This is a genomic window from Paenibacillus sp. BIC5C1 (genome assembly GCF_032399705.1).
Classification (GTDB): Bacteria; Bacillota; Bacilli; order Paenibacillales; family Paenibacillaceae; genus Paenibacillus; species Paenibacillus taichungensis_A.
In genome coordinates this window covers 6,956,265-6,978,071 of sequence record NZ_CP135922.1, presented here as the reverse complement: position 1 = coordinate 6,978,071, position 21,807 = coordinate 6,956,265, and the positions used below count along the sequence as shown (strand labels likewise).

At 46.5% G+C, this 21,807-nt stretch carries 15 protein-coding genes; 12 read left to right on the top strand and 3 right to left on the bottom strand.

Annotation, left to right across the window (positions count from 1 at the left end):
- Window positions 1-158 precede the first annotated feature (158 nt).
- The 5 genes from RS891_RS31150 to RS891_RS31130 all read left to right on the top strand — a co-directional run bounded on the left by RS891_RS31150 (window position 159) and on the right by RS891_RS31130 (window position 7,147).
- Window positions 159-674 carry a hypothetical protein gene (locus tag RS891_RS31150; RefSeq protein WP_315794092.1) on the top strand — a complete coding sequence of 172 codons (516 nt, stop codon included), beginning with the start codon at window positions 159-161 and terminating at the stop codon, window positions 672-674.
- A gap of 427 nt (window positions 675-1,101) precedes the next feature.
- Window positions 1,102-2,244 carry a WXG100 family type VII secretion target gene (locus RS891_RS31145; protein ID WP_315794091.1) on the top strand — a complete coding sequence of 381 codons (1,143 nt, stop codon included), beginning with the start codon at window positions 1,102-1,104 and terminating at the stop codon, window positions 2,242-2,244.
- Window positions 2,245-2,256: 12 nt separating this feature from the next.
- The gene (locus RS891_RS31140; RefSeq protein WP_315794090.1) at window positions 2,257-2,796 is read left to right on the top strand and encodes a hypothetical protein; all 540 of its coding nucleotides are present in this window, start codon (window positions 2,257-2,259) and stop codon (window positions 2,794-2,796) included.
- A gap of 348 nt (window positions 2,797-3,144) precedes the next feature.
- The gene (locus RS891_RS31135) at window positions 3,145-4,650 is read left to right on the top strand and encodes a malate:quinone oxidoreductase (RefSeq protein WP_315794089.1); all 1,506 of its coding nucleotides are present in this window, start codon (window positions 3,145-3,147) and stop codon (window positions 4,648-4,650) included.
- A gap of 397 nt (window positions 4,651-5,047) precedes the next feature.
- Window positions 5,048-7,147, top strand: coding sequence for a TerD family protein (locus tag RS891_RS31130; protein WP_315794088.1), 2,100 nt, complete (start codon window positions 5,048-5,050; stop codon window positions 7,145-7,147).
- A gap of 112 nt (window positions 7,148-7,259) precedes the next feature.
- On the opposite strand, the gene RS891_RS31125 is transcribed toward RS891_RS31130, so the two are convergent.
- Both RS891_RS31125 and RS891_RS31120 read right to left on the bottom strand, forming a co-directional pair.
- A complete protein-coding gene (locus tag RS891_RS31125; RefSeq protein ID WP_315794087.1) occupies window positions 7,260-8,897 on the bottom strand; it encodes an extracellular solute-binding protein in 1,638 nt (545 codons plus the stop codon).
- 18 nt (window positions 8,898-8,915) lie between these two features.
- A complete protein-coding gene (locus tag RS891_RS31120; protein WP_315794086.1) occupies window positions 8,916-11,255 on the bottom strand; it encodes an AraC family transcriptional regulator in 2,340 nt (779 codons plus the stop codon).
- Between the two features lie 255 nt (window positions 11,256-11,510).
- Here RS891_RS31120 and RS891_RS31115 point away from each other — a divergent pair, with 255 nt between their 5' ends.
- The 3 genes from RS891_RS31115 (at window position 11,511) to RS891_RS31105 (ending at window position 15,664) form a co-directional block, all read left to right on the top strand.
- Window positions 11,511-14,078 carry an S-layer homology domain-containing protein gene (locus RS891_RS31115; RefSeq protein ID WP_425476097.1) on the top strand — a complete coding sequence of 856 codons (2,568 nt, stop codon included), beginning with the start codon at window positions 11,511-11,513 and terminating at the stop codon, window positions 14,076-14,078.
- 239 nt (window positions 14,079-14,317) lie between these two features.
- A complete protein-coding gene (locus RS891_RS31110) occupies window positions 14,318-14,941 on the top strand; it encodes a hypothetical protein (RefSeq protein WP_315794084.1) in 624 nt (207 codons plus the stop codon).
- 36 nt (window positions 14,942-14,977) lie between these two features.
- On the top strand, window positions 14,978-15,664 hold the full coding sequence (locus RS891_RS31105; protein ID WP_315794083.1) for a GntR family transcriptional regulator: 687 nt from the start codon (window positions 14,978-14,980) through the stop codon (window positions 15,662-15,664).
- Between the two features lie 28 nt (window positions 15,665-15,692).
- Here the strand turns inward: RS891_RS31105 and RS891_RS31100 are convergent, their stop codons facing one another.
- Entirely contained in the window at window positions 15,693-16,457 is a 765-nt protein-coding gene (locus RS891_RS31100) for an SDR family NAD(P)-dependent oxidoreductase (protein ID WP_315794082.1), read from the bottom strand.
- Window positions 16,458-16,676: 219 nt separating this feature from the next.
- Between RS891_RS31100 and RS891_RS31095 the strand changes: the two genes are divergently transcribed.
- The 4 genes from RS891_RS31095 (at window position 16,677) to RS891_RS31080 (ending at window position 21,771) form a co-directional block, all read left to right on the top strand.
- Window positions 16,677-17,441, top strand: coding sequence for an SDR family oxidoreductase (locus RS891_RS31095; protein WP_113053254.1), 765 nt, complete (start codon window positions 16,677-16,679; stop codon window positions 17,439-17,441).
- 357 nt (window positions 17,442-17,798) lie between these two features.
- Entirely contained in the window at window positions 17,799-18,353 is a 555-nt protein-coding gene (locus RS891_RS31090; RefSeq protein WP_315794081.1) for a hypothetical protein, read from the top strand.
- Window positions 18,354-18,542: 189 nt separating this feature from the next.
- Window positions 18,543-19,508: an SMI1/KNR4 family protein gene (locus RS891_RS31085; RefSeq protein ID WP_315794080.1), complete on the top strand. Its 966-nt coding sequence runs from the start codon at window positions 18,543-18,545 to the stop codon at window positions 19,506-19,508.
- A 637-nt stretch (window positions 19,509-20,145) separates the two neighbouring features.
- A complete protein-coding gene (locus RS891_RS31080) occupies window positions 20,146-21,771 on the top strand; it encodes a rhamnogalacturonan lyase B N-terminal domain-containing protein (RefSeq protein ID WP_258530629.1) in 1,626 nt (541 codons plus the stop codon).
- Window positions 21,772-21,807: the final 36 nt, after the last annotated feature.

Below are 21,807 nucleotides of genomic sequence, written 5' to 3'. Positions count from 1 at the left end.
ACCTCCACTTAAGGTTAGAAGAGGTTATAGAATCGTTACAGACTAACATATACAAATTGATTTTGATTATAATAGTACTTATAAGTACAATTTATATTGATCTTCTTTTGGTTTAACTATACAATTATTTGATAATGGATAATCAAGGAGGAATCCCTTTGCGAACTTCTATCCTGAAATCACTTAAACCGGACATTATTGTTGAAATGTTGGACATGGCTGTTGCTTTTGAAAATTGGAACAAGGTGATGGAGACGGCGGACGTTTTGTACCAGTGTGTTGAGTGCATTCATGAAGAGCGGCAGGAGCATCTGACCAAGGGATTACCTTTACCATACATCCATACTGAGCATCCATTGATCTATTATCACGGGTTCAGTCTCCAAGTGAGGAGCATGGCTCACCAGAAGATGGGGCAGATGGATCAGGCGCGGGCGTGTATCGACCGGTATGCAGAACTAGCATGGATGGAAGAGCTGAATGAGGCGGGAATGCAGGTAATGCAGGAGTTTAGGCATCGAGCACAGGTGAATCGGTATGCGCTGGAGATTGAAGCGGGGCATGCAGAGCTGCTGGAGGAGTATGTGAATTTTCTGCTAGAGAATCCAGAGGAATGTATAGCAGGTCTAAGAACGATTGTGGAGGCCGCGGTTCTTGTATCGTTGGCAGATTGATCGAGTTTTACATATGTTTGCGAATCAGGTTCAGGGTGTTGGTGTAAAATTAGATTCTTCAAACAATGCAGATATGTACCACTATTGTTATCACCGAGCTTTATACGAACAATGCACTTAGATTAGCGGATGAGCTTGAGATGAATCGGTATTTCAAAAAATGCGCGTCACTACTAGAATCGTTGCGGGAAGATGCGACGGAGGAGCAGATTGGGCGGTATCGGACGTTTTTGGAGGGGATAGGGTAATGGGGTTATTTGCTGGTAAAAAGTGCTTTGAAATGGGTAAATGCATATAGGACCATAGCACCGATGATGTGTACAGCTTATATTTTAGAAATGGTTAAATCAGGATGTTAGCCGGATGGCCTGTACTGCAAACTTCTGCTAACATAGGTTAATCCTATTTTAAATGAGCGGAGAAATGTATGAGTAGAATCAAAGTAACCCCTGAACAACTGCATCACGTATCGAATCAGGTGGATCAAGCCAGACAACAGTTGGAGAGTATACGGGGTGATCTGACGAGACAGATCATGTTCATTCAGATGATGTGGATGGGTGCAACGCAGGAGCGGTTTTTCTATGAGTTTGAGCAATCACGCCCTATACTGGATAAAGCGCTGGAGAGTATGGTGAATACATCCAAGGAATTGAAGGACATCGCTACGCGCTTCCAAGATGCAGATGCTCAGTTGGTAAGTCTGGGTGGTGCAACTGGAGCAGTCGGTGCCGCAGCAATGATGACCAATTCAGCAGGTGATTCAAGCTCGGGTGATAAGGGATATCGGATGGCACAAATTAATATGTTTGGAAAGTGGGTGTGGATGCCTGTCAACGAGGACGGTGTTGCGGATCAGGCTGCTCTTCAGGCGTATGAGAAGGATCATGGACATCTAGATGTTAATCGCATGCAAGGTGAGAAGGTTGAACCACCTGGGGAGGATATATTTTCACTACAGATCAAGGCATTCCAGAACGGAATACATCCCTATACAGGAGAAACCGTCTCTGATTCTTATGCTCGAACCATGGTTACCTCTCTAAAGTTTGCCCAAGTGTTTATGGCGATTCAGATGGTTCGTGGAAGTGTCCCGGGTGGCAAGGGTCCATTTCGTTTACCATCATCTAGTCCAGCCGTGGCGAAAATTAAGAAGAATCTTGAAACGGCTAAAGCGAATTTGGGGAATACTCAAAAGAGTGTGGTTGAAGCATCTCCAAAAGCCGTTGAGCAGAAAGTTAATTTGAGTCAAAATCTAATTGATCATGTTATTAATAGACATTCTGTAAATAGTACGAAGCAACAACTTCCATATCTCCAAAAGAAAATGTCTGAAGAGCAGATTAATGAAATGTTAAGTAGGAAATCTTTTTTTAATAAAGAGTGGTCGGATAAAAAAATAACTGATGCGTCAACGGTGGCCGTCAATCAGCTGAAACAACAAGGAGTAAACGAAGGGTTGCATACCGTTACTGTTTTTAATGAACCGATTAAGGTGTTCATTAGAAATGGTAATGTTGATTCTGTATATGGAACTCATATATATAAAATTGGTGATTTATTAGATTAGGAGTGCTTGAATATGTTCGCTATTTCTTTCAAAGCAATTGATAACTTTGATGAAATTAAACAAATGTCCGCGGAGCAATTTGATCAGACGAAACATGATATAGAGGGAATTATTGAATTGGACTTTAACGGTAATAAGTACGGCATGTTCTTCGAAGATTGTCCATTTGGTAATGAAAGACTCATTAGATGGTTTGTTGACTTAATAACCATTGCCAAAATGGTTAAAGTTCATAATTATGTTGCATATCGAATTCCGGATAGCGCTAATTTGTGGCTTGAGTTTAAATCCCAGGAAAAGGAATTAGAAGTCAGTTTAGTTGAAGATACTGATCGAGAAGTCATTCTGGATCTGTTTATTACGGAGCCGTTTAAGGAATTTAGATATTCAACTTGGAAAGGCGCTAATGTTAACTTAGCTTCTTTTACTAAGGAAATTGTAAGAAATGCCCGAGAATTCATAAATTTTGTTGCTGTACTGAACTCTAAAATAATGGAGAGTAAAAACATTCAAATACTAGAGAACAGTTTGCTGGAACTGGAGTCTCAATAAAAACACTATTATGGTGTGCAAACAGATAAACACTAACCCAAATATCAATTCCTCTCACCTTCCAGAGACAATTCAGGCCATGCAACCAGAATTGTCTCTTTTTATTGAACAAATTAATCTTTCAGCCCTATAACCGGGTTATCTATCTGACATAAACTAGCGTATACTGAGGGAATAGCAAATATCTTCAAATTGCATATTTAAATTGACCCATATTATTGATACACTAGATCAAGGTTATATTCATTCAGAGAAGGGGCGGGCCTGTTCAAGAATGGGGCTTGCTGCAATGCCAAATCGATAACGCTTACATCCTTTTGGCAAATATAGGATATAAGGACGGTAGACATGAGCCAGGGACAAACGAGTACAGATGTTATCTTGATTGGTGCCGGAATTATGAGTGCAACTTTGGGAACTTTGCTTAAACAATTGGCACCAGACTGGAATATTAAGGTTTTTGAGAAGCTCGCCAGTGCGGGGGAGGAAAGCTCCAACGAATGGAATAATGCCGGAACCGGGCATTCAGCATTGTGCGAACTTAACTATACCGTTGAACGACCAGACGGATCCGTAGATATTAGCAAAGCGATTAAGGTGAATGAGCATTTTCAAATCTCAAGGCAATTTTGGTCCTATCTCGTCAAAAGCAATCTGATTCGTAATCCGCGGGACTTCATTATGCCGCTCCCTCATTTGAGTTATGTACATGGAGAGCAGAATGTCCAGTTTCTAAAAAGACGCTTTGAAGCGTTAGCGAAACATCCGTTATTCGTTGGCATGGAATTCTCGGATAATAAGAAAAAACTGGCGGAATGGATTCCGTTGATGATGAAAAACCGCACGGGCAATGAACCGATTGCAGCCACCAAAATTGACTCCGGTACGGACGTTAACTTTGGTGCTTTAACGCGTATGCTAATGGAACACTTAAAGAGCCAAAACGTGGATATCCACTACCAACATAGCGTGAAAAATATGAAACGCACAAGCAATGGATCTTGGGAATTAGCCGTGAAAAATCTGAAGAGCGGAACCGTCGAACGGCACACCGCACAATTCGTTTTCATCGGTGCGGGCGGCGGAAGTTTGCATTTGCTGCAAAAATCCGGCATTCCTGAGGGTAAACATATCGGCGGCTTCCCGGTTAGCGGCATCTTTATGGTGTGCAAAAATCCGAAAGTCGTGGAACAGCATCATGCCAAAGTATATGGAAAAGCTTCGGTGGGTGCTCCGCCAATGTCTGTTCCGCATTTGGATACCCGATTTATTGAGAATCAGAAGTCGCTGCTATTCGGACCGTTTGCCGGGTTCTCGCCAAAATTCTTAAAAACGGGCTCCAATGCCGATCTGATTACGTCCGTGAAGCTGCATAACTTGCTCACGATGCTCGCGGCAGGCGTCAAAGAAATCTCACTAACCAAATACCTGATCCAACAACTCATGTTATCCAAGGAACAACGCATGGCCGAATTGCGTGACTTTGTTCCAGATGCCAAGAGTGAGGATTGGGATATGGTACTGGCGGGCCAGCGTGTGCAGGTGATTAAGGACACGGCTCAAGGCGGCAAAGGAACCCTTCAATTCGGCACGGAGGTAGTCACTGCGGCGGATGGCTCGATTGCGGCATTGCTCGGAGCTTCACCGGGTGCTTCAACTGCTGTTCACGTGATGCTGGAAATCCTCCAGAAGTGCTTCCCGCAGCATATGGATGCCTGGGAACCAAAGATCAAGGAAATGGTTCCTTCCTATGGCGAGTCACTGGTCGACAATCTTAGTCTTCTAAACCAGGTACATGCGTCAACCGCTCGGGTGCTTGGGCTGACGGCTGAGAAATCAGTCGTTCGGATGTAACGAGATATATGCGGCCTGCTCTATAGTAGGTGCGATAAAGAGCTAAGCCGGCTATAACCGTGCTTAGCTCTTTTTTATGTACCATTAGTGTATGCCGCCCTCCAGAACTACTCTATGCAAGTCGGAAAATTCACCCTTAATTATTCAGTCGTAATACTTTCGCCCTGTTGGGAGATCGTGGAATCTGAGATGATGGGTTCATCAAAGGTTCGGGTCACAAACTTCGGCCTTTGGCCTTCAGGCTATGGCGATCCTTCCTTCTAACTTCATTGGCGAACTTAGGGTTGCCGCTTTCCTGAAGATCTCAATTCAGAGAGGAGGCGTCCAGGCTATCATATTCCTTCCTTCTACACCAGACCAAGTTTTTAGGGATATGGCTTTCCTGGACTCTTTTATCATGAACAATACCATCTATTTGCGCAGAGCGAACAAACTCATGATCGAGCAAGAACAAGGGGAGAAACAGCTGCCGAAGGTTTATTTGGCGACGGCCCTTAAAAATATAGAAACGCTTGGATACACCTTCTCGGATGAGTTGATGCAGGCGGTGCAAACGTTATCCAAGGAACAATTTGAAGCATTGGTGGTCCAGGTTGTGGCTGATCTGAGAATCATGGTCGGCGCACATGTGGACTACAGACCAATGTATCCTGGATTCCCGGCGCAGGTGATGGAGGAAGATGAGGTGGAACTTTACCTGAATGCCATCCTTCATTATCTGACCTTGGTATATCCGAGTCATGAACCCGTGGTAAGAGTACCTTTGCTGGATAAAGTGAACCTGAAAGTCATTGGCCTCGGCAACAAGGCTGAATTTCAGACACTCATCCGTCAGCTCATTGAAGCGAAGGGCTCCATTTCGGAGACAGACAAAGCAGATATCGATACGGTGCTGGAACATGCGGAACCGGATGAAGTAGATGCGTTGTTGCCAGCCGAGATTCCTTTCAAGGAAAATGTGGGGTTCGTAGTAGCTTCCTTATTAAAATATGAAAAGGCCAATATCGACCGAATCGGCCCGTATTTCAGAACGGCAACGGATGTCCTTCGTCTTGCTGTAGCCTGGTCGGATGGCGATGTCAGTCTGGCTCAAGCTTCGCCTTTCCGTAAATTCAAGCGCCGTGAGAGACGCCTGTTGCTTGGTCTTCTGGAACAGTGCGGTTCGATTACGGAAGACATGCTCCGTTACAAGGATCGCTGGATTCGTCTGGGCGAAATTCTGCATCCATCTGAATATAAGGTGCGGTACCCCCGATGCGAGGAAGCTTTTGATATCTTGCGTAATAACAAATCGTTTACGACCTTTAACGGAAGTGTGGAGCTTGCCTTCCAATACCAGAATGTGTGGAGTTTAATTGAGCTGTTGAAGCAGCGTCCTGGTGAATTTGCGAGAAGATTGGATCACCTGTTGCGTTCTACCACGGATAAGGAGTATGTATTGCTGGCGTTCGGAGAAATTTTGGAGCACGTATCGACACCGGTATTGTTGCAGGTGAAGCAGCATTTTACCCAGCGTAATGAACCGCAGGATCTGCGTGTATTTTTCCCGAAAGGTAATGTAGCGAAGGCTTTCGCCATTCCGAATCAGCTTCCAGAGATGGACGATGATACATGTCAGAAAGTTGTGCAAATGTGTGAACAAGCGCTGGTGCAGCGTTTCGCCGCCCTTCCTTCGCTTGGGAAGACGTATGTCGATCCACAGCTTCAAGATTATCTGGTTCCCTTTTCCCAAAGATCGGCGAGCAAGGCCCTTCATACGATTGTTCGGGGAAGTCGGGTGCCGATGGCCGAAGGAGATACGATTCGTTTCTTCAACTGGTGGAAGGAAGGGACCGTGAACGGTCAATCAACGGGGCGCGTAGATATCGATCTGTCTGCGGTGATGTACGATGAGAACTGGAACTATGTAGAGCACATCTCCTATACGAATCTGCGTTCATCCAACTATAAGGCCGTTCACAGCGGGGATATCGTGACAGCACCTCATGGTGCAAGTGAGTTTATTGACCTGCATATTCCGTCGATTGTTGATTATGGCGGACGTTATGTGGTGGCGAGTCTGCTTTCCTTTACGAGTCATCCATATTGCGATTTGCCGGAATGCTTTGTGGGCTGGATGATGCGGAAAAAGCCAGGCTCTGGCGAGATCTTCGAGCCGTCCACGGTGGCGAACAAGATTGATATCACGGCAGATACGCAGATCACGATTCCCGTTATTATGGATTTGGTGGAGCGTACAGTCATCTGGACGGATCTGGCGCTGACCAGACACCCAGAATATTACAACAATGTTGAGGGTAATCAAAAAGGGATGGTCTTGATGGGCAAAGCCCTGACCACATTGCGCAAACCGGATCTCTACGACTTGTTCACACTCCACGCAAAGGCCAGAGGTGAGCTGGTAGATTCGTTGGATCAGGCCGATACAATCTATTCGGTGGAGCAAGGAATTACCCCGTTTGATATCGAGCAGATTATGGCGGAGTATTTGGCTTAAGTCCATCACATGTGAATATGGAGGCCGAGACAGAAAAGAGCAGTGGATAGCTGCTCTTTTTTCGGTTCATTTACTCATTCACATCACTCACTCACTCATTCACATCACTCACTCACTCATTCACATCACTCACTCGTTCGTTCGCTTCGCTTAGTACTTCCGCGCCGCCTATGGCCAAAAATTCCTCCACGAAATCATCAAATTCGCTCAGCGGTCTCTCGCCTGTAATGAAGGAGATGTAGGCCTTGTTCTTCAGCTTGATCAGCTCTGCTCCGTTTTTGGCAAGGGAGGGGGTTGCTACCTCAAGTGAGTTGTAAATGCCTTCCTGGTCTAGCCCGAGGGTCGAAGCCCACTGCTCTCGCCGCCCGGTCTGCTTCAGAGGCACGGTCATGCCCAGATTGGCGCCGATTGCGTTTTGATAACTGAACATCTTGTCGTACGGAGGAAGAATGACCGTATTCTGCGGAAACGTATCCGTCCAAGTCCAATGCTTGCCCTTCACGCCTAAGGCCAGAGTAGCCGCCTCGTTAGGATCAGGATTTGCGCTGACATCATCCAGAATTCGAAGTATCGTCGCAAGCTTGCCTGGTTCCTTGACGGCATCTGCGCCGATGGCCGTGAAGCTCATTAACATATCGTATCCCTTGGAGCCGAGCTGCCCGTATGGTCCGCTAAACGGTCTGCCGAACACCACCCGGGCCTCCGGGTTCTTGGCGGTCAGCTCCTTCACGTTAAAGGTCGATTGCACCGGAGTCTCTACGGCATGACCATTCGAGCCATAACTCCAGTCCACGTAATCACCATCCTGAATCCAGTGATAATAATTGCCCATGGAGGTCATTCCGATCCTGCCGTTAATAAAGGCGTGAGACAGGTGTTTGTAGCTGCCCTTATTCTCCCCGGTAATAAACTCGGGATCGATCACGCCGTCCCGGTACCATTTGCGTAAATATCGCAGTGCTTCTTTCATTTCAGACTGAAGTGCCCCGATGACCTGCTCTCCATCCTTTATGCTGAAGTAGAGCTGATCCGCGAAAACGATTTGCCCAAAGGCACCAAATACAACGTTCATGCCTTCGCTGGACAAGCCATAGGTATCCTTGATCCCATTGCCGTCAGGATCATCGTTGGTGAAGGCATAGATTACTTTCTCAAAATCAGCCAGCGTTTGCGGCACCGACAGGCCAAGCTTGTCCAGCCAGTCCTGCCGGAAAACGACCGGGGTACGATAGATGTTGGTCGGATTAATAACAGGAATACCATAATAGGTTCCGTCAATCATTCCGGCATTTTCGTAAGCAGGCGCATTTTCCCGGATGACACTCATCAGGTTCGGAGCGTATGTGTTGAGCATATCCACAGGAATCTCGGCCAGTACGCCTTGCTGCTGGTACTTGAGCAGATCCTGCGGCTGGCGTATACGGAACAGATCGGGAATGGCACCCTGGGCGAGCTTCATGTCGAGAAGGGATTCATATTTGTTGTTTTCAAGGTTCCATACATCGAGATCAACGTCGAATTTGTCTTCCACGTACTTGAGCATTTCCGCATCCTCAGGCACTGGAACATTCTGATGCATCGTCCATGAAATGTGGTAGCGCGAATTGGGAGAAGCCGAATGGGCCTCTTGCTTATCCGTTGTGGTCTTCTGCCCGAGTGGCAGATCGCAGCCGCTGAGGATACTGATCATGCCTACCGGAATCAGCATTGCGAGAAGTGCAGTAACGCGCAGCCATCCCTTATTTTTCATCCGCAACCCTTCCTCACCTTAAGATCCAGCTTCCGCAATTTCTGCCGAAGCATTCTTGCGTAAATAATGGCCCGGCGTACAGCCGTACATTTCCTTGAACCGTTTAATGAAATAGGCAGTCGTTCCGTAGCCGACGGAACTTGCGATCCGTTCAATAGTCATGTTGTTGTTCTCAATCAGTTCTTTGGCCCGTTCCATCCGCCGGGAAGTGACATAGTCGGTATAGGTGACGCCAAGTTCTTCTTTAAAGAGCTTGCTCAAATATTTGGGACTGATGAACACCTGCGCTCCTACGGCCTCCAGTGACAGATCTTCGGACAAATGCTCCTCAATATATTGTTTTGCAATCCCGATGGTGGAGACGGCCCGGTCGCTGTTCCGTTTCTCCGTTTCGGAGATAAATACCGTGACCGACTCCACCAGCCAGTCGCGGTATGCCACGATATTGGCGATACTGATGTACTCATGGTACAGATCGGAATGACCGAGCTGAAGGGGATGCTTGTAACGGACATTTTTCACAACATCCGAGTAGACGAATACCGCATTCGCCAGCATAAAATGACAATAGTCTGCGGGATATAATCCTTCCCTCATCGTGGCAATGAACTGGTCAACAGCGGCAACAGCCTCATCCGGCTGTCTGGCATGAAGCTTGTCCCTGAACTTGGCAAGCAGGGTCTGCGGAATTTCATCCATATTGTGCTCCCGCTGGAGAATGCTGCGATCCTTCAGGATATGGAGCTCGGGCAGGAAATACGCGTATTTCATCAACGCCTGGGCATCGCTGAAGCTTCTGTGCACATCGGCAAGCTCCTGCACCCAGGAGCCTGACGACAGCTGAATATTAGGCTGGAACTGCTGTCGTGCCTCTGACAATAGAAGCCGGGACAGCTTGTCCAGCAGCGGTTCAGAAGCTATATCCGTACACAGAATAACCGCCAGCTTCTTATCCGGCAGTTCCTCGACAATCAGGCGGCTGTCCGGCAAGGATAGGGACTCCAGCCCATGGATCAATCTTGATATGACCGATGACAGGTTCTCCGAGCTAAGTCCCATGTGGACTACCGCGGTATTTAGGAGCAAGCAGCAGTATCCCTGATAGGGTTGTGAAATGCCCAGTGCAGTCCGTTCTTCCGCCCACTGTTCTGGGCTATAGCTACCGTGCAGTAAATTCAGTACGGCGTTGTGCTTGATGGCCGGGCTGTTGGCCAGCAGCGTTTCCTCAAGGCTGCTCACCTTATCGCTTAATTGCAAGAAGGCACTGTCGATCAGTCGGTATTCATTCGAAATATGTTTGGGTGTAGGCCCGGATAAGTCCTTAATTCGGTTAACGAGGCGTTTAATCGGACTGTAGTTGGCTTTGACCAGTACTGCGGACAGCGCCAGACCAATCAGGATGGCGATGATGCAGATGCCGAGGATGAGCTTCTGTACCATGATTGATTGCTCATAATAGAAGCTGGCTGGCATTGCGCTATAGATAGTCCATCCTGTCGAAGGCAGGGTCTGGTAGGACACAACAACCGATGTATTGCCGATCTTGTCGTCAAAGCTGCCCTTCTCGTTTCCGGACTGTAAAGCTTTCTTGATGCTGGCACCGTATTCCCCTGACTGACCCGGAGTGTCTGTACTGGCATTGCTAATGGCGTTACCCATCGGGTTAACGATAAATGTGCTGTTGTATTGTGAGGGCATCATATTCTCGATGATGCTGCTTATCGCGCTTTCCTTTACATCTATTGCAATAAAGACATCTCCGGTTTCGCCTGTGGACTGAAAAGGATAGCTGTGCGCGTACGTAAACAGGGCGTTGCTTCCGCCACCTGACACGCTGGAGAAAATATCCTGAGGCACCTGGCGTGAAGCTGTCCATAAGCTATTTTGCTTGCTTGTTCGCATGTCCTGAAGCCAATCTGAATAATAAGTCGAGCCTTCCCCTTGATCGGCGTTATAGCGCAGGCCGTATAGCGACGATAGCATGATGTTTTGTCCAGGATAATAGAGATGTATGGCCTGAATCATGTCCGTGTTGCCGGCAACTTTGGACTTAAGTAATTCCTGAAGGTCAATGACGCTGTCCAGCCCGCTCCGGGTAGATGGTCCAGCGAACAGTCGAATATCCGCAGACTTGTCGAGTGACAGGTCCAGATAGATTTGCTGCACCCTTTGCAGGATCGTTCCTTCAATGGTTTGTGTTGTATTTTCAAGAATCAGCTGATTCTTGTTCTGCAACTCTTCATTGTAACTGCGTGAGAAATAGATATAGAAGAAAGAGCATATGAGCAGCACAATAACGACGACGATGGAACCGTACGAAATCGCAAGATTCGCCCATGCGGAGCTCCATTTTTTCATGAGGCATTCCTCCCGGCGACGATTATACACTACGAGATTCCACCAAAGTTCAAGATTTATATTAAGCGAATGTTAAATGTCGAAAAAAGGCGAGATTGCTCCGAAATTGATACAATGGCGAAATTGTTTTATTGCTGGTTCAGCGTGCCGGGTGCTACATTGAGACCGATTCGAGACCAACTACAAAACGATGGGAGTCGAAAAGAATTGAAAACGAAGGCTAATAAAAACAAGAAAAAAATGTTTGCCGCTGCGATGGGTGTGATGCTTCTCTCTAATTCAATGGCATCAGGCGCTGCGCTCGCAGTATCAACCGATGCACCAGTTCCATTACCGCAAGAGCCGGCATGGGGGTATTTCGTAGATACGTATAAGAACAATAGCTCATCCAACAACACGCTTGAGACCAACCCGGCCCTAGACACGCTGTCCAAGTTCCTGGACCTCTGGACGCCAGGTGATTCATGGGATAATGGCACAAAACTTAAAGCTGATATATTGGATTACAACATTCAATATGTAGCGAATATCGCTGCAACTCGCACCAAGGCAGAAGAGGATGCAGCATATTATACAGACCGTACGAACCAATCCTATGGTGCAACCGAGGGGCTGGGTTCGCTGGCTGATGTGTATCGTGAAAAATCAGGCACATACACCACAATTACAAGCATTCCCGAAGATGCAACGACGAAGAAGTATGACGACGGTAATTCTACCAATAAAGCCGGAGATTCAAATTCCGATCTGGGCAAAATGGTAGATCTGGTCGGAGCCTTGCGGGGGAACGCGGCATCATCGAATCCGTCCAAAAATTTCTTCAGTTATATGCGTCCATTCCGCTGGCTGAATACGAATGAGGTTGTCGTGCCAACGCTGAGACCGGCAATCAAAGACGTTTCAGAGGCGGCCTCCGACGGCGGCTTCCCGAGTGGACATACCAATGCGTCCTACCTTGCTGCGCTTGCATTAGCTTATGCAACCCCTGAACGATTCCAGGAACTGGTTACGCGTGCATCGGAGATGGGCAACAACCGAGTTGTTGCCGGAATGCACTCCCCGCTGGATGTCATGGGCGGACGTGTGCTTGCAACTGCCCTGGCAGCCGGTGCTTTGAATGATCCTGAGAATGCGGAATTGAAGCAGGCGGCGTACGATCAGGCGCATAACGTGCTTTTGAAGGAGACTGGAACAGCAGAAGACCGATTTACCGACTATGAGAAGAACAAGGCTGAGTTCACCCAACGTCTGACCTACGGCTTCCCGCAGATCGGTTCTACAACGGAGCCCGTGGCGGTGCCTAAGGGGGCCGAAGTGCTGACCGAGACCAGACAGCCTTACCTGAGCGCGGATCAGCGTCGTGCTGTACTGGCAACAACCGCAATCGAATCGGGTTACCCGCTGCTGGATGATCCGGAAGGTTGGGGACGTCTTAATCTGTTTGCGGCTGCTGACGGATACGGCGCCTTCAACAGCGATGTAACGGTTACGATGGATGCCAGCAAGGGTGGTTTCAACGCCATAGACATTTGGCAGAACAACATCTCCGGTACCGGCAAGCTGACGAAGGAAGGCAGCGGTACATTGAAACTGCGGGGGGCTAACACCTACTCCGGCGGTACCCAGGTTAATGAGGGTACACTGGAAGGTGATACAGCTACAGCTTTTGGTAATGGCGATGTGGTCAACAGCGGGGGTACACTTACGGAGAGCGTGACGGGCAAATGGAACATTGAAGGCAACTACACGCAGGCTGCTGACGGGACGCTGGAACTCAACGTAGCTTCTGCAAATGATGTGCTCGACGTTAAAGGTATGGTGAATACCGCCGGAACACTGCATGTGAATTTTGCCAGCAGCTATGTACCTGGCGCGGGTGAGATCACACTTGTAAGCCATGGTTCCAATCAGCAAAGCGGCAAATTTGCCTCTGTTCAGGTGGATGGCCTGCCAAGCAAATATACTACCCAGGTTAAATACGAGAACAACCGCATCGCGCTGGTGATTGCAGATACAACGAATCCGGGTACAACCCCAACAACCCCAAGTACACCGGGTACAGGTGGTGGATCGGTCACTACACCAACACCATCCACACCATCAACGGGTTCTGGAACAGATTCGGGAACAGTAACCACACCTCCTACAACGGAACCTACAGTACCGCCAACAACACAGGTTAATCCGTTCAAATCGGGTGTTGTGAGTCAGGAAACGGTGCTGAAGGCAGTGAACGAAGCTATTGCGGCGACGAAAAATGAAAATAAGAAATTCAACGATGTCACAGGTCACTGGGCTGACAGAAATATCAGTACTGCCGTGAAGCTGCGCATAATTAACGGTTATGCAAACGGCAAATTCCAGCCAAATGCATCTGTAACCAGAGCGGAATTTACCGCCATGGTTGCTCGGGCATTGGGTCTGGGCGAAAGCACGGCTTCCGCCAGCTTTAAGGATACAAGCTCAAATTGGGCTGCGGGTTACATCAGTGCTTTGGCTGATAAGGGAGTGATTGGTGGTTATGCGGACGGCAGCTTCAAACCAAATGCAACGATCTCCCGCGCTGAGATGGTGACGATCATTGCTCGTGTGCTTGACCTGAATGCACTTGCAACTAGTGCTCCGACGAGCTTCAGTGATGTGGACAGCAGTAACTGGGCAGCGGCGGCAATCGCGCAGGCTTCATCGGCCAATCTGGTGCAAGGGCTATCCTCTTCCGTATTCTCGCCGAGCGGCAAAGCTACACGGGCTGAAGCCGTGACGATGATCATCCGCGCACTGGAGAGTGACAGCTCAATCAAGGCACTTATCGAAGGGTTGTAAAAGCATGTATAAGCTACTCGCCACTCGCCAGATCCTAAAGTATAATTCTGGCGAAAAATGCATAACTCAATTTTTTTAAAGAGCGAGAGGGTTCGTATAACGCGAACCCTTTCGCTCTTATTTTGATATTGTTTTGGAGAACACCCTGTAGTGCGATATAATAATTCATGACTGGAATGAAGTGTCACATGGCTGAATTGCTTCAACGATTATGAATCTATACTTGGCGGTGAGATCCGATGAATCGATTGAAAAACAGTGGGTTTTATAAACTTTCATATCTTATAACGCCCGAACAATTCAAATCTGTTTTGAGAATTTTTGAGCAGAAACAGGTCCTTTTCATAAGTCCCAACCTCGCCCAGACCCGATATGATTACAATCAGATATATGAGGCATATAGTCAATTTTATAATTTCTATACGGCAACCGAAAAAGAGGAAGGGGAGGTTATTCGCCCTTACTTTGTATATTCGATCTTGAGTATGCTCGATAAGGAAAAGTCCGGTTTATTTGTGAAAAACGAAGGCATTAGCTTTCCATATTTTGGACAATGGGCGGAGGATGAATTACCGTCTATCTTGCTATCTTTTCCCAAAGGACTTGCAATTCATATGGAGGATGAGAAAGGTGAGTATTATATATACGAGGATATTCAGGATCATCATCCGCTAACGTATACGTTATTTCATGAAGTGGCGGATGAAATCAAAAAAATAACCAAATTGCTGCGGTTCTTCGTACCTGCACCAGAAGGTTTACACGAGCAGAAGACCTCAGTTCGGATGAGCAAGGAAGCTGCCGAAGATATGAGGCAATCATGGATTTTCAATACATACTCGCTTGTTATGAAGACAAAGTAGGTTGGAGAACGAATCAGAGTAGAAGGGATTATCGATATGCAAAATCATCATTTCTCTTCATTATTGGACAATGAGAGAAGCCAGTTGCCGGATCAAATAGCCAATTATATATTAAAGAAAATATTTACAGGTGAGCTGGTACAGGATACCCGGTTAATTGAATCCAATATCGCCAAAGAGCTAAATGTGAGTAATATCCCGGTGAGGGAGGCTTTTTATATTCTGGAGAGCAGAGGTGTCATTGAACGACTGCCAAGAAGAGGTGTCCGTGTAAAGGCTATCTCGGAAGAAGAGATGGCAGATTACACATCTGCATTAATTGAATTGTTCCGAATAGGAATTGATTATTCCCGATCTAAGTGGAACGAGGAGACCCGACATCAGCTCCAGCAGTATCTAAAAGAAGCGAAGGAACAGCTGAACCAAAAAAATATTTTGGAGTATGTGGTGAAGGTGCATCAATTGTGTGGTTACGTTTTCCAGGTGGCTGGCAATATTGCATTTATCAAATTTTACTCGGATATCACCTATATAACCAATGTCTACTCCCAAATGAATTGGGGCGATGTAGAGCGAACCGAAATTCGCAGCCGTTATTTGGAGGCGCTTGTTAACGCCTTGGTGGACGGTGACTTTGAAAAAGCAAAAGAGTCATTCGAAATATTAACCAGACAGTCCTTGAATATCAAGGATGAGACAATAAAAAGAGACAGACTACAATAGTTGTAGCTGTCTCTTCTTTGTATTTAGCTTAGTTAGCCATCACGCCGCCATCTACGATAATCTCTGTACCTGTAATAAATTTGGACTCTTCAGATGCAAGGAACAATGCTGTATAAGCAATATCAATCGGGTCACCGAAGTGTCCGAGTGGCGTTTTGTTCAAATAATATTGTTTGGCTTCTTTAGCCTCACCCGTTTCAAGAACTGCGGACATCGGAGTTCTGATCTGCCCCGGGCAAATGACGTTTGCACGTACATTATCCTTACCATAGTCAACTGCGATGTTACGAGTCATCCCAATCAAACCTGCTTTGGCAGCACCGTATCCTGTGCCCCCTTGTCCACCAATTAAACCTCCAATGGAAGAAATCGTGACGATAGAACCTCCGCCAGTCTTGATCATCTCCGGGATGGCATATTTGCTGCCCAGGAAGGCCCCTTTCAGGTTAATCCCAATCAATTTATCCCATTCATCTACATCATGCTCAGCGGCCTTGGCGACAAATGGACCGGCAACGCCTGCTGTATTGACCAGAACATTGACTTTGCCGTATGTGTCTACAGCCGTTTGGATTGTGTTCTCCCATTCTTCAGGGGAGGAGATATTTAGCTTAACCGCGATAGCTTCTCCGCCAGCGGCTTTGATTTCGTCCATTACGGATTGAAGACCCTCAATGTTCATATCAGCACCGACAACCTTTGCGCCTTCTTTGGCGAATAAACGAGCCTGTTCAGCCCCCATGCCGCTGCCTGCACCTGTAATTACTGCTACTTTGCCTGATAATCTGCCCATGATAACGCCTCCAAAAAGATATAGTGTTTTATAAATATATTATAAATTATATATAATATATAATTTTGTGTCCATAAAAAGTCATTTCACTTGAAGCGCTGATTGTAGAAATAACACTTTGAAATGTTGCTCTCTTCGGGCGGAAAATTAAAGAGCAACATTTCAAAAATGACTCCGTGATATAACTATTCTTGAAATTAGGAAAGAGGAGATGAGCACATGAACAGCTTAAAAGGTAAAATGGCTTTAGTTACTGGGGCAAGCCGGGGGATTGGTAGAAGTATCGCGCTCCGTTTGGCCCAGGAGGGCGCATATGTAGCAGTCCACTATGGAAACAGACAGGATGATGCGGCAGCAGTTGTTCGCCAGATTGAGCAAGATGGGGGCAACGCCTGCATGATTGGTGCTGACCTAAGAACGATGGACGGTATTCATCATTTATTTGCTGAGTTGGATGAGACTATCCATAATCAGACAGGGGCCAGTGGATTCGATATTCTGGTGAATAATGCGGGGATCGGGCAGATCGTTGGGATTGAAGAGACGACAGAAGCATCCTACGAAGAGGTCATGAATCTTAATGTAAAAGCACCACTTTTTGTGACGCAGCAGGCTCTGTCGCGAATTAATGATGGGGGTCGTATCATTAACATATCGTCCTTTGTGACCAGGGTTGCTTCTCCGGGAGTGTTTACATACAGCATGTCCAAAGGAGCGATTGATACGTTTACGCTGCTTCTCGCCAAGCAACTAGGGAGTCGAAATATTACGGTGAACGCCATCCAGCCGGGAATTATTAATACCGAGATGAATGCTGGAACGTTACAGGATACCGAGGGACAAAAATATGCGGCTGGCCTTTCCGCCTTTGGCCGATGGGGTGAGCCAGAGGATATTGCAGATATTGCTGCATTTCTGGCCTCGCCGGACAGTCGCTGGGTAACGGGACAATTGCTCGATGCAAGCGGTGGATCGCATCTATAAGGATAGCGAATTAGGCTTCTTAATTGAGCTTGAATGAGCTTTGGCAAGATGAACGTTGTTGGATGAATAATATAGGGGCGCTTACCTATCCGGTGGCGCTCTTATTTCTTTTTGAGTGGAAAGGGTGCAAGGCTAAGCGAAGACTAATGGCTCATTGATCGTCAGGACAGGTGTTGTAAATAGAAAGTTAAAAAAACACTCCAAAAATGACAAAAGTTACCTATTTGGAAGGAAAATTGAACTGATTTCTGAGGTTTATATCGGATTTTTGCTATAATATATTATATGTCCCTATCTCTGTAAAGGTAGGGACAATTTTCATTGGATTTGAAATAAGACAGTTAAGGAGAGTGTAATGTGAGGAGTTTAATGTTTTTTGTAGTATGTCTGACGATTTGCACTGTAATTACTGCTTGTGGAGGTGATGAAAAAATTACGAATAACTCTGTTGCTAAATTAGGTGAGATTGAAATTAAAGCCAACAATAAGGAAATTACTCCAACTGTTATTTCAATAGCCGGGGATAAACAAGACTACTGGAATATGGATTCCTTTCAATCCATACTCAAAAATTCAGATTCTGTTGTTCCCTATGTAAAGATAGGAGAGACTATTTCAATTAAATTTGATAATCAAAAATCAGCGCCAGATTCATACGAATTGCTTGATTATGTTCTGACCGAGAAAGGGGAACTGAAATATAAGCAGCCAGATCTAACAAAACTTACGATGGAATTCAATTCTGGAACAGGATCTTTTACTCTTCCAGTGAATGAGTTAACGTTTGCGAGTTCTAATAGTGAGGATTATGAACCAGGTGCTGTCTTGAGAGGTTTTCGACTGCTTTGTAAGTGGAAAGATACTACTCAAGAGATATCTTTTATTATTAAAACAGATTCCATTTCAAAATAGAGATGAGTCGATTTATTAAATGCCCGTCGATTAATTAAAGGCGGGTGTTTTTTGTTTGGATAAAGTGAGCAGATACGCCCGCGAGACAACAATATCGCTAATCAGGACTTGAATGATCTGCATTGACTTAAATCAAGACACACAAAATGATATAATTTCTACAACGAATAAGAGAGGGAGGCAAGATCAATGAATGATGAACTCTTGGAACGGCTAGAAGCTTGGCATGAAGAAGATGAATATGAAGAGATTGTAGATGCGATTACAGAGGTTCCGGAAGAGGAGCGGGATTATATTCTGGTCAACCATCTGGGTAGAGCGTTGAATAATATGGAACGTTACCAGGAGGCGGTGGAGCAATTCCTGTCGGTTGAAGAAGAGGGACAAAATGACCCGCTTTGGCATTACCGCATTGGTCTGGCGTATTATTATTTGGAGGAATATGAGAACGCGCGTGTAGCTTTCGAAGCAGCGGATCGGTTAGATCCGGGAGATGAGGATACACAGGAGTTCCTGGAATGGATTCGGAATAAATCAGCAGAAGAGCTCACAGAAGAAGCGGTAGAGGAGCCCGTGGATATAGTCCACTCGGCGACTGAAATCACCATCGAAGCAGCACCGGGGATCCACCCCGAATCGACGAGCTTTTGGAATGACAGTCCTGCGTACGTCGATCAATATGTGTTGTCCCCACCTACGGAAGAGCAAATTGAAGCAGTGGAGGATCAATTGGTGTTCAAGCTGCCGACATTCTATGTGAACATGATGAAACTACATAATGGTGGTGTTCCCCACTATCGTTATTTTCCGGTTAGTCAGGCGGAGAATGGTGGGAAGATTCAAGTTGAAATTTTCAATATCCTGGGTGTTGGACGGGAGAAGGCCCATTCATTGTGTGGAGAAACGGGAAGTCGAGCGATCATAGAAAAAGGGGGTTATCCCGAGATTGGTGTCATTCTATGTGAGTGTCCTTCCGATTCAGAGGTCGTGATGCTGGATTATCGTGAATCCGGCAATGCCGGTGAGCCCGAGGTTGTTCATGTGAATAAAGCAGAAGGCTACAAGATCACTTGGCTTGCGCCCAATGTTGAGACCTTTATTCAAGGCCTGGTGAATGAGGGAAATCAACCTGCAAACCTTGAGGGTTCACTGTAGAGAAAGTTAAAGCTTCCTGTTATACAAAATATTGAAGAGCTGCATCCGTTACAAGGGGTGCAGCTCTTTCAGTTGAGATCCTCTCATTCCGTAAGGTAGAAGAAGCGCAGCATGTTGAGAGCCAGATCACCGTGTGTTTTGTTTAGCTGCGTTCGGGCAGCTCTGCCGCCGGATCTTCCCCATAAAGCTCCTTCAAATGATCCATGTGATCCTCGCCCGAATCATTCATGGCCTGTAATAAAGGAGTCATTCGTTGACCGTACTCCGTGATGGAGTACAGATATTTTGATAAGGGAAGTTGAGGCGATTGATCTCCGGTAGGGTTACGGTGAACGGTCGCTATTTTCATTGCCACGTTATGTAATATAATGGTATTATTTTATTGGTATTACCAGTAAGTTGGGTGCAGAATATTTCTATATGGGAGGTGGTGATATAAGAGGACGATAGGGAAGAAAATTGACCCGCATGGACATGCAACACACAGCAGGAATACCGAGATGAGACAGAGACTCGTTTGTCATACACTGTAATGAAAGCGCTTTAATTATAGTTCGGCTATCGCATATCCGATATTTAAATCTGATTTTGGTCCATTACGAGAACGTAAAAAACTATTTCAGGGAGGGATTAGCTCGTGAGCAGACGTTTAGCGAAGAAGGGATTCAGTTCAGTTCTATTACTGGTGATGATGGCAGCAGCTGTATTATATCCAACATCCACCGGACACGCAGCGACCATTAATGTTGCGGATAACGGGTCCAGGATTGAAGTGAACACGGGGGCAGGGTTGGTATATACAGTGAATAAAACCAATGGCGATATTATATCTGCCAAAATGAACGGAACGGAGTTAAGCGGCTCCAGCAAGGCGTCCCATATCGGTTCTGGTTTAGGGTCTGCCAATGTAACATGGAACACGTCTCCTTCGGGATCGACCGTATTGATCACCGTTTCAACCAGCACACTCACCCACTATTATGCATCTCGTGGTGGTGAGAACATCATTTATATGGCGACATATGTTACAGCAGAACCTTCTGTGGGGGAATTGCGCTATATTTTCCGGGGCAACGGCAGTGTATTGACGGGGGTTCCGGCCAATTCAAACAATCGGAATAATACCGGAGCAATTGAGAGCCAGGATGTCTTTGGTTACGCCAATGGACAGACCACCTCAAAGTATTACGGTAACGATCTGGCCAAGGATCTGACCATTCGAGGTGTTACAGGCAGCGGTGTGGGTGTGTTTATGGCTTATGGCGACCGTGAGAAAAGCTCGGGAGGACCCTTCTTCCGTGATATCCAATTTCAAAGCGGCGGAGATACGGAAGTTTACAATTACATGAACTCGGGGCATGCTCAGACTGAAAATTGGCGTATGGGCCTGCATGGACCGTACGCATTGGTTTTCACTACCGGTGCCACACCAAGTGTGCCTGATTTTAGCTGGATGTCGGGTCTGAACCTGACAGGCTGGGTCTCCAGTCGAGGTAATGTCGTGCTTAACGGGCTTTCCGGCATGGATACGAGTTATGCCTATACGGTTGGTTTTGCCAACAGCAATGCTCAGTACTGGGTGAATGCCTCTTCCAGCGGGGCTGCTGCCAAATACAGCATGATTCCAGGTACATACACCATGACCGTGTATAAGGGGGAACTGGCTGTTTATACCGAAAGTGTGAACGTGACGGGAGGATCAACCACAACGCTGAATACGCGCACAATCAATAACGATCCAAGTAAAGCATCCAGCATCTGGCGCATTGGGAATTGGGATGGTACGCCGCGGGAGTTCCTGAACGGCCAGACGATTCCAATTCGTCATCCTTCCGATAGCCGTAATCCAAGCTGGGGTCCTGTCAGTTATGCGACCGGCAGTGCAACGAACAAATTCCCGGCGATTCAGTTCCGTGGACAAAACTCGCCGACAACCGTTACATTTAGCCTGAACTCTTCCCAAGCGGCATCTTCGCATGTACTTAACATCGGTATTACGGCAGCATACAACAATGGGAGACCCAGTGTAACAATTAATGGTCAAACGTTAACGAATCCCGCAGCTTCCTCCCAACCCAATTCGCGCAGCTTTACGATTGGAACCTATCGGGGTAACAACACAACCTTTTCCTGGAATATTCCGGCGTCCTATTTCGTTAGTGGGTCCAACACGGTGACAATTACACCGATTAGCGGCTCCAGCGATTTGGGCAATTGGTTAAGTGCCGGGTGGGTGTATGACTGTGTTGAATTGTTGAATTAAATACATGGTTCTGATATGCAAATATATTATATTGGG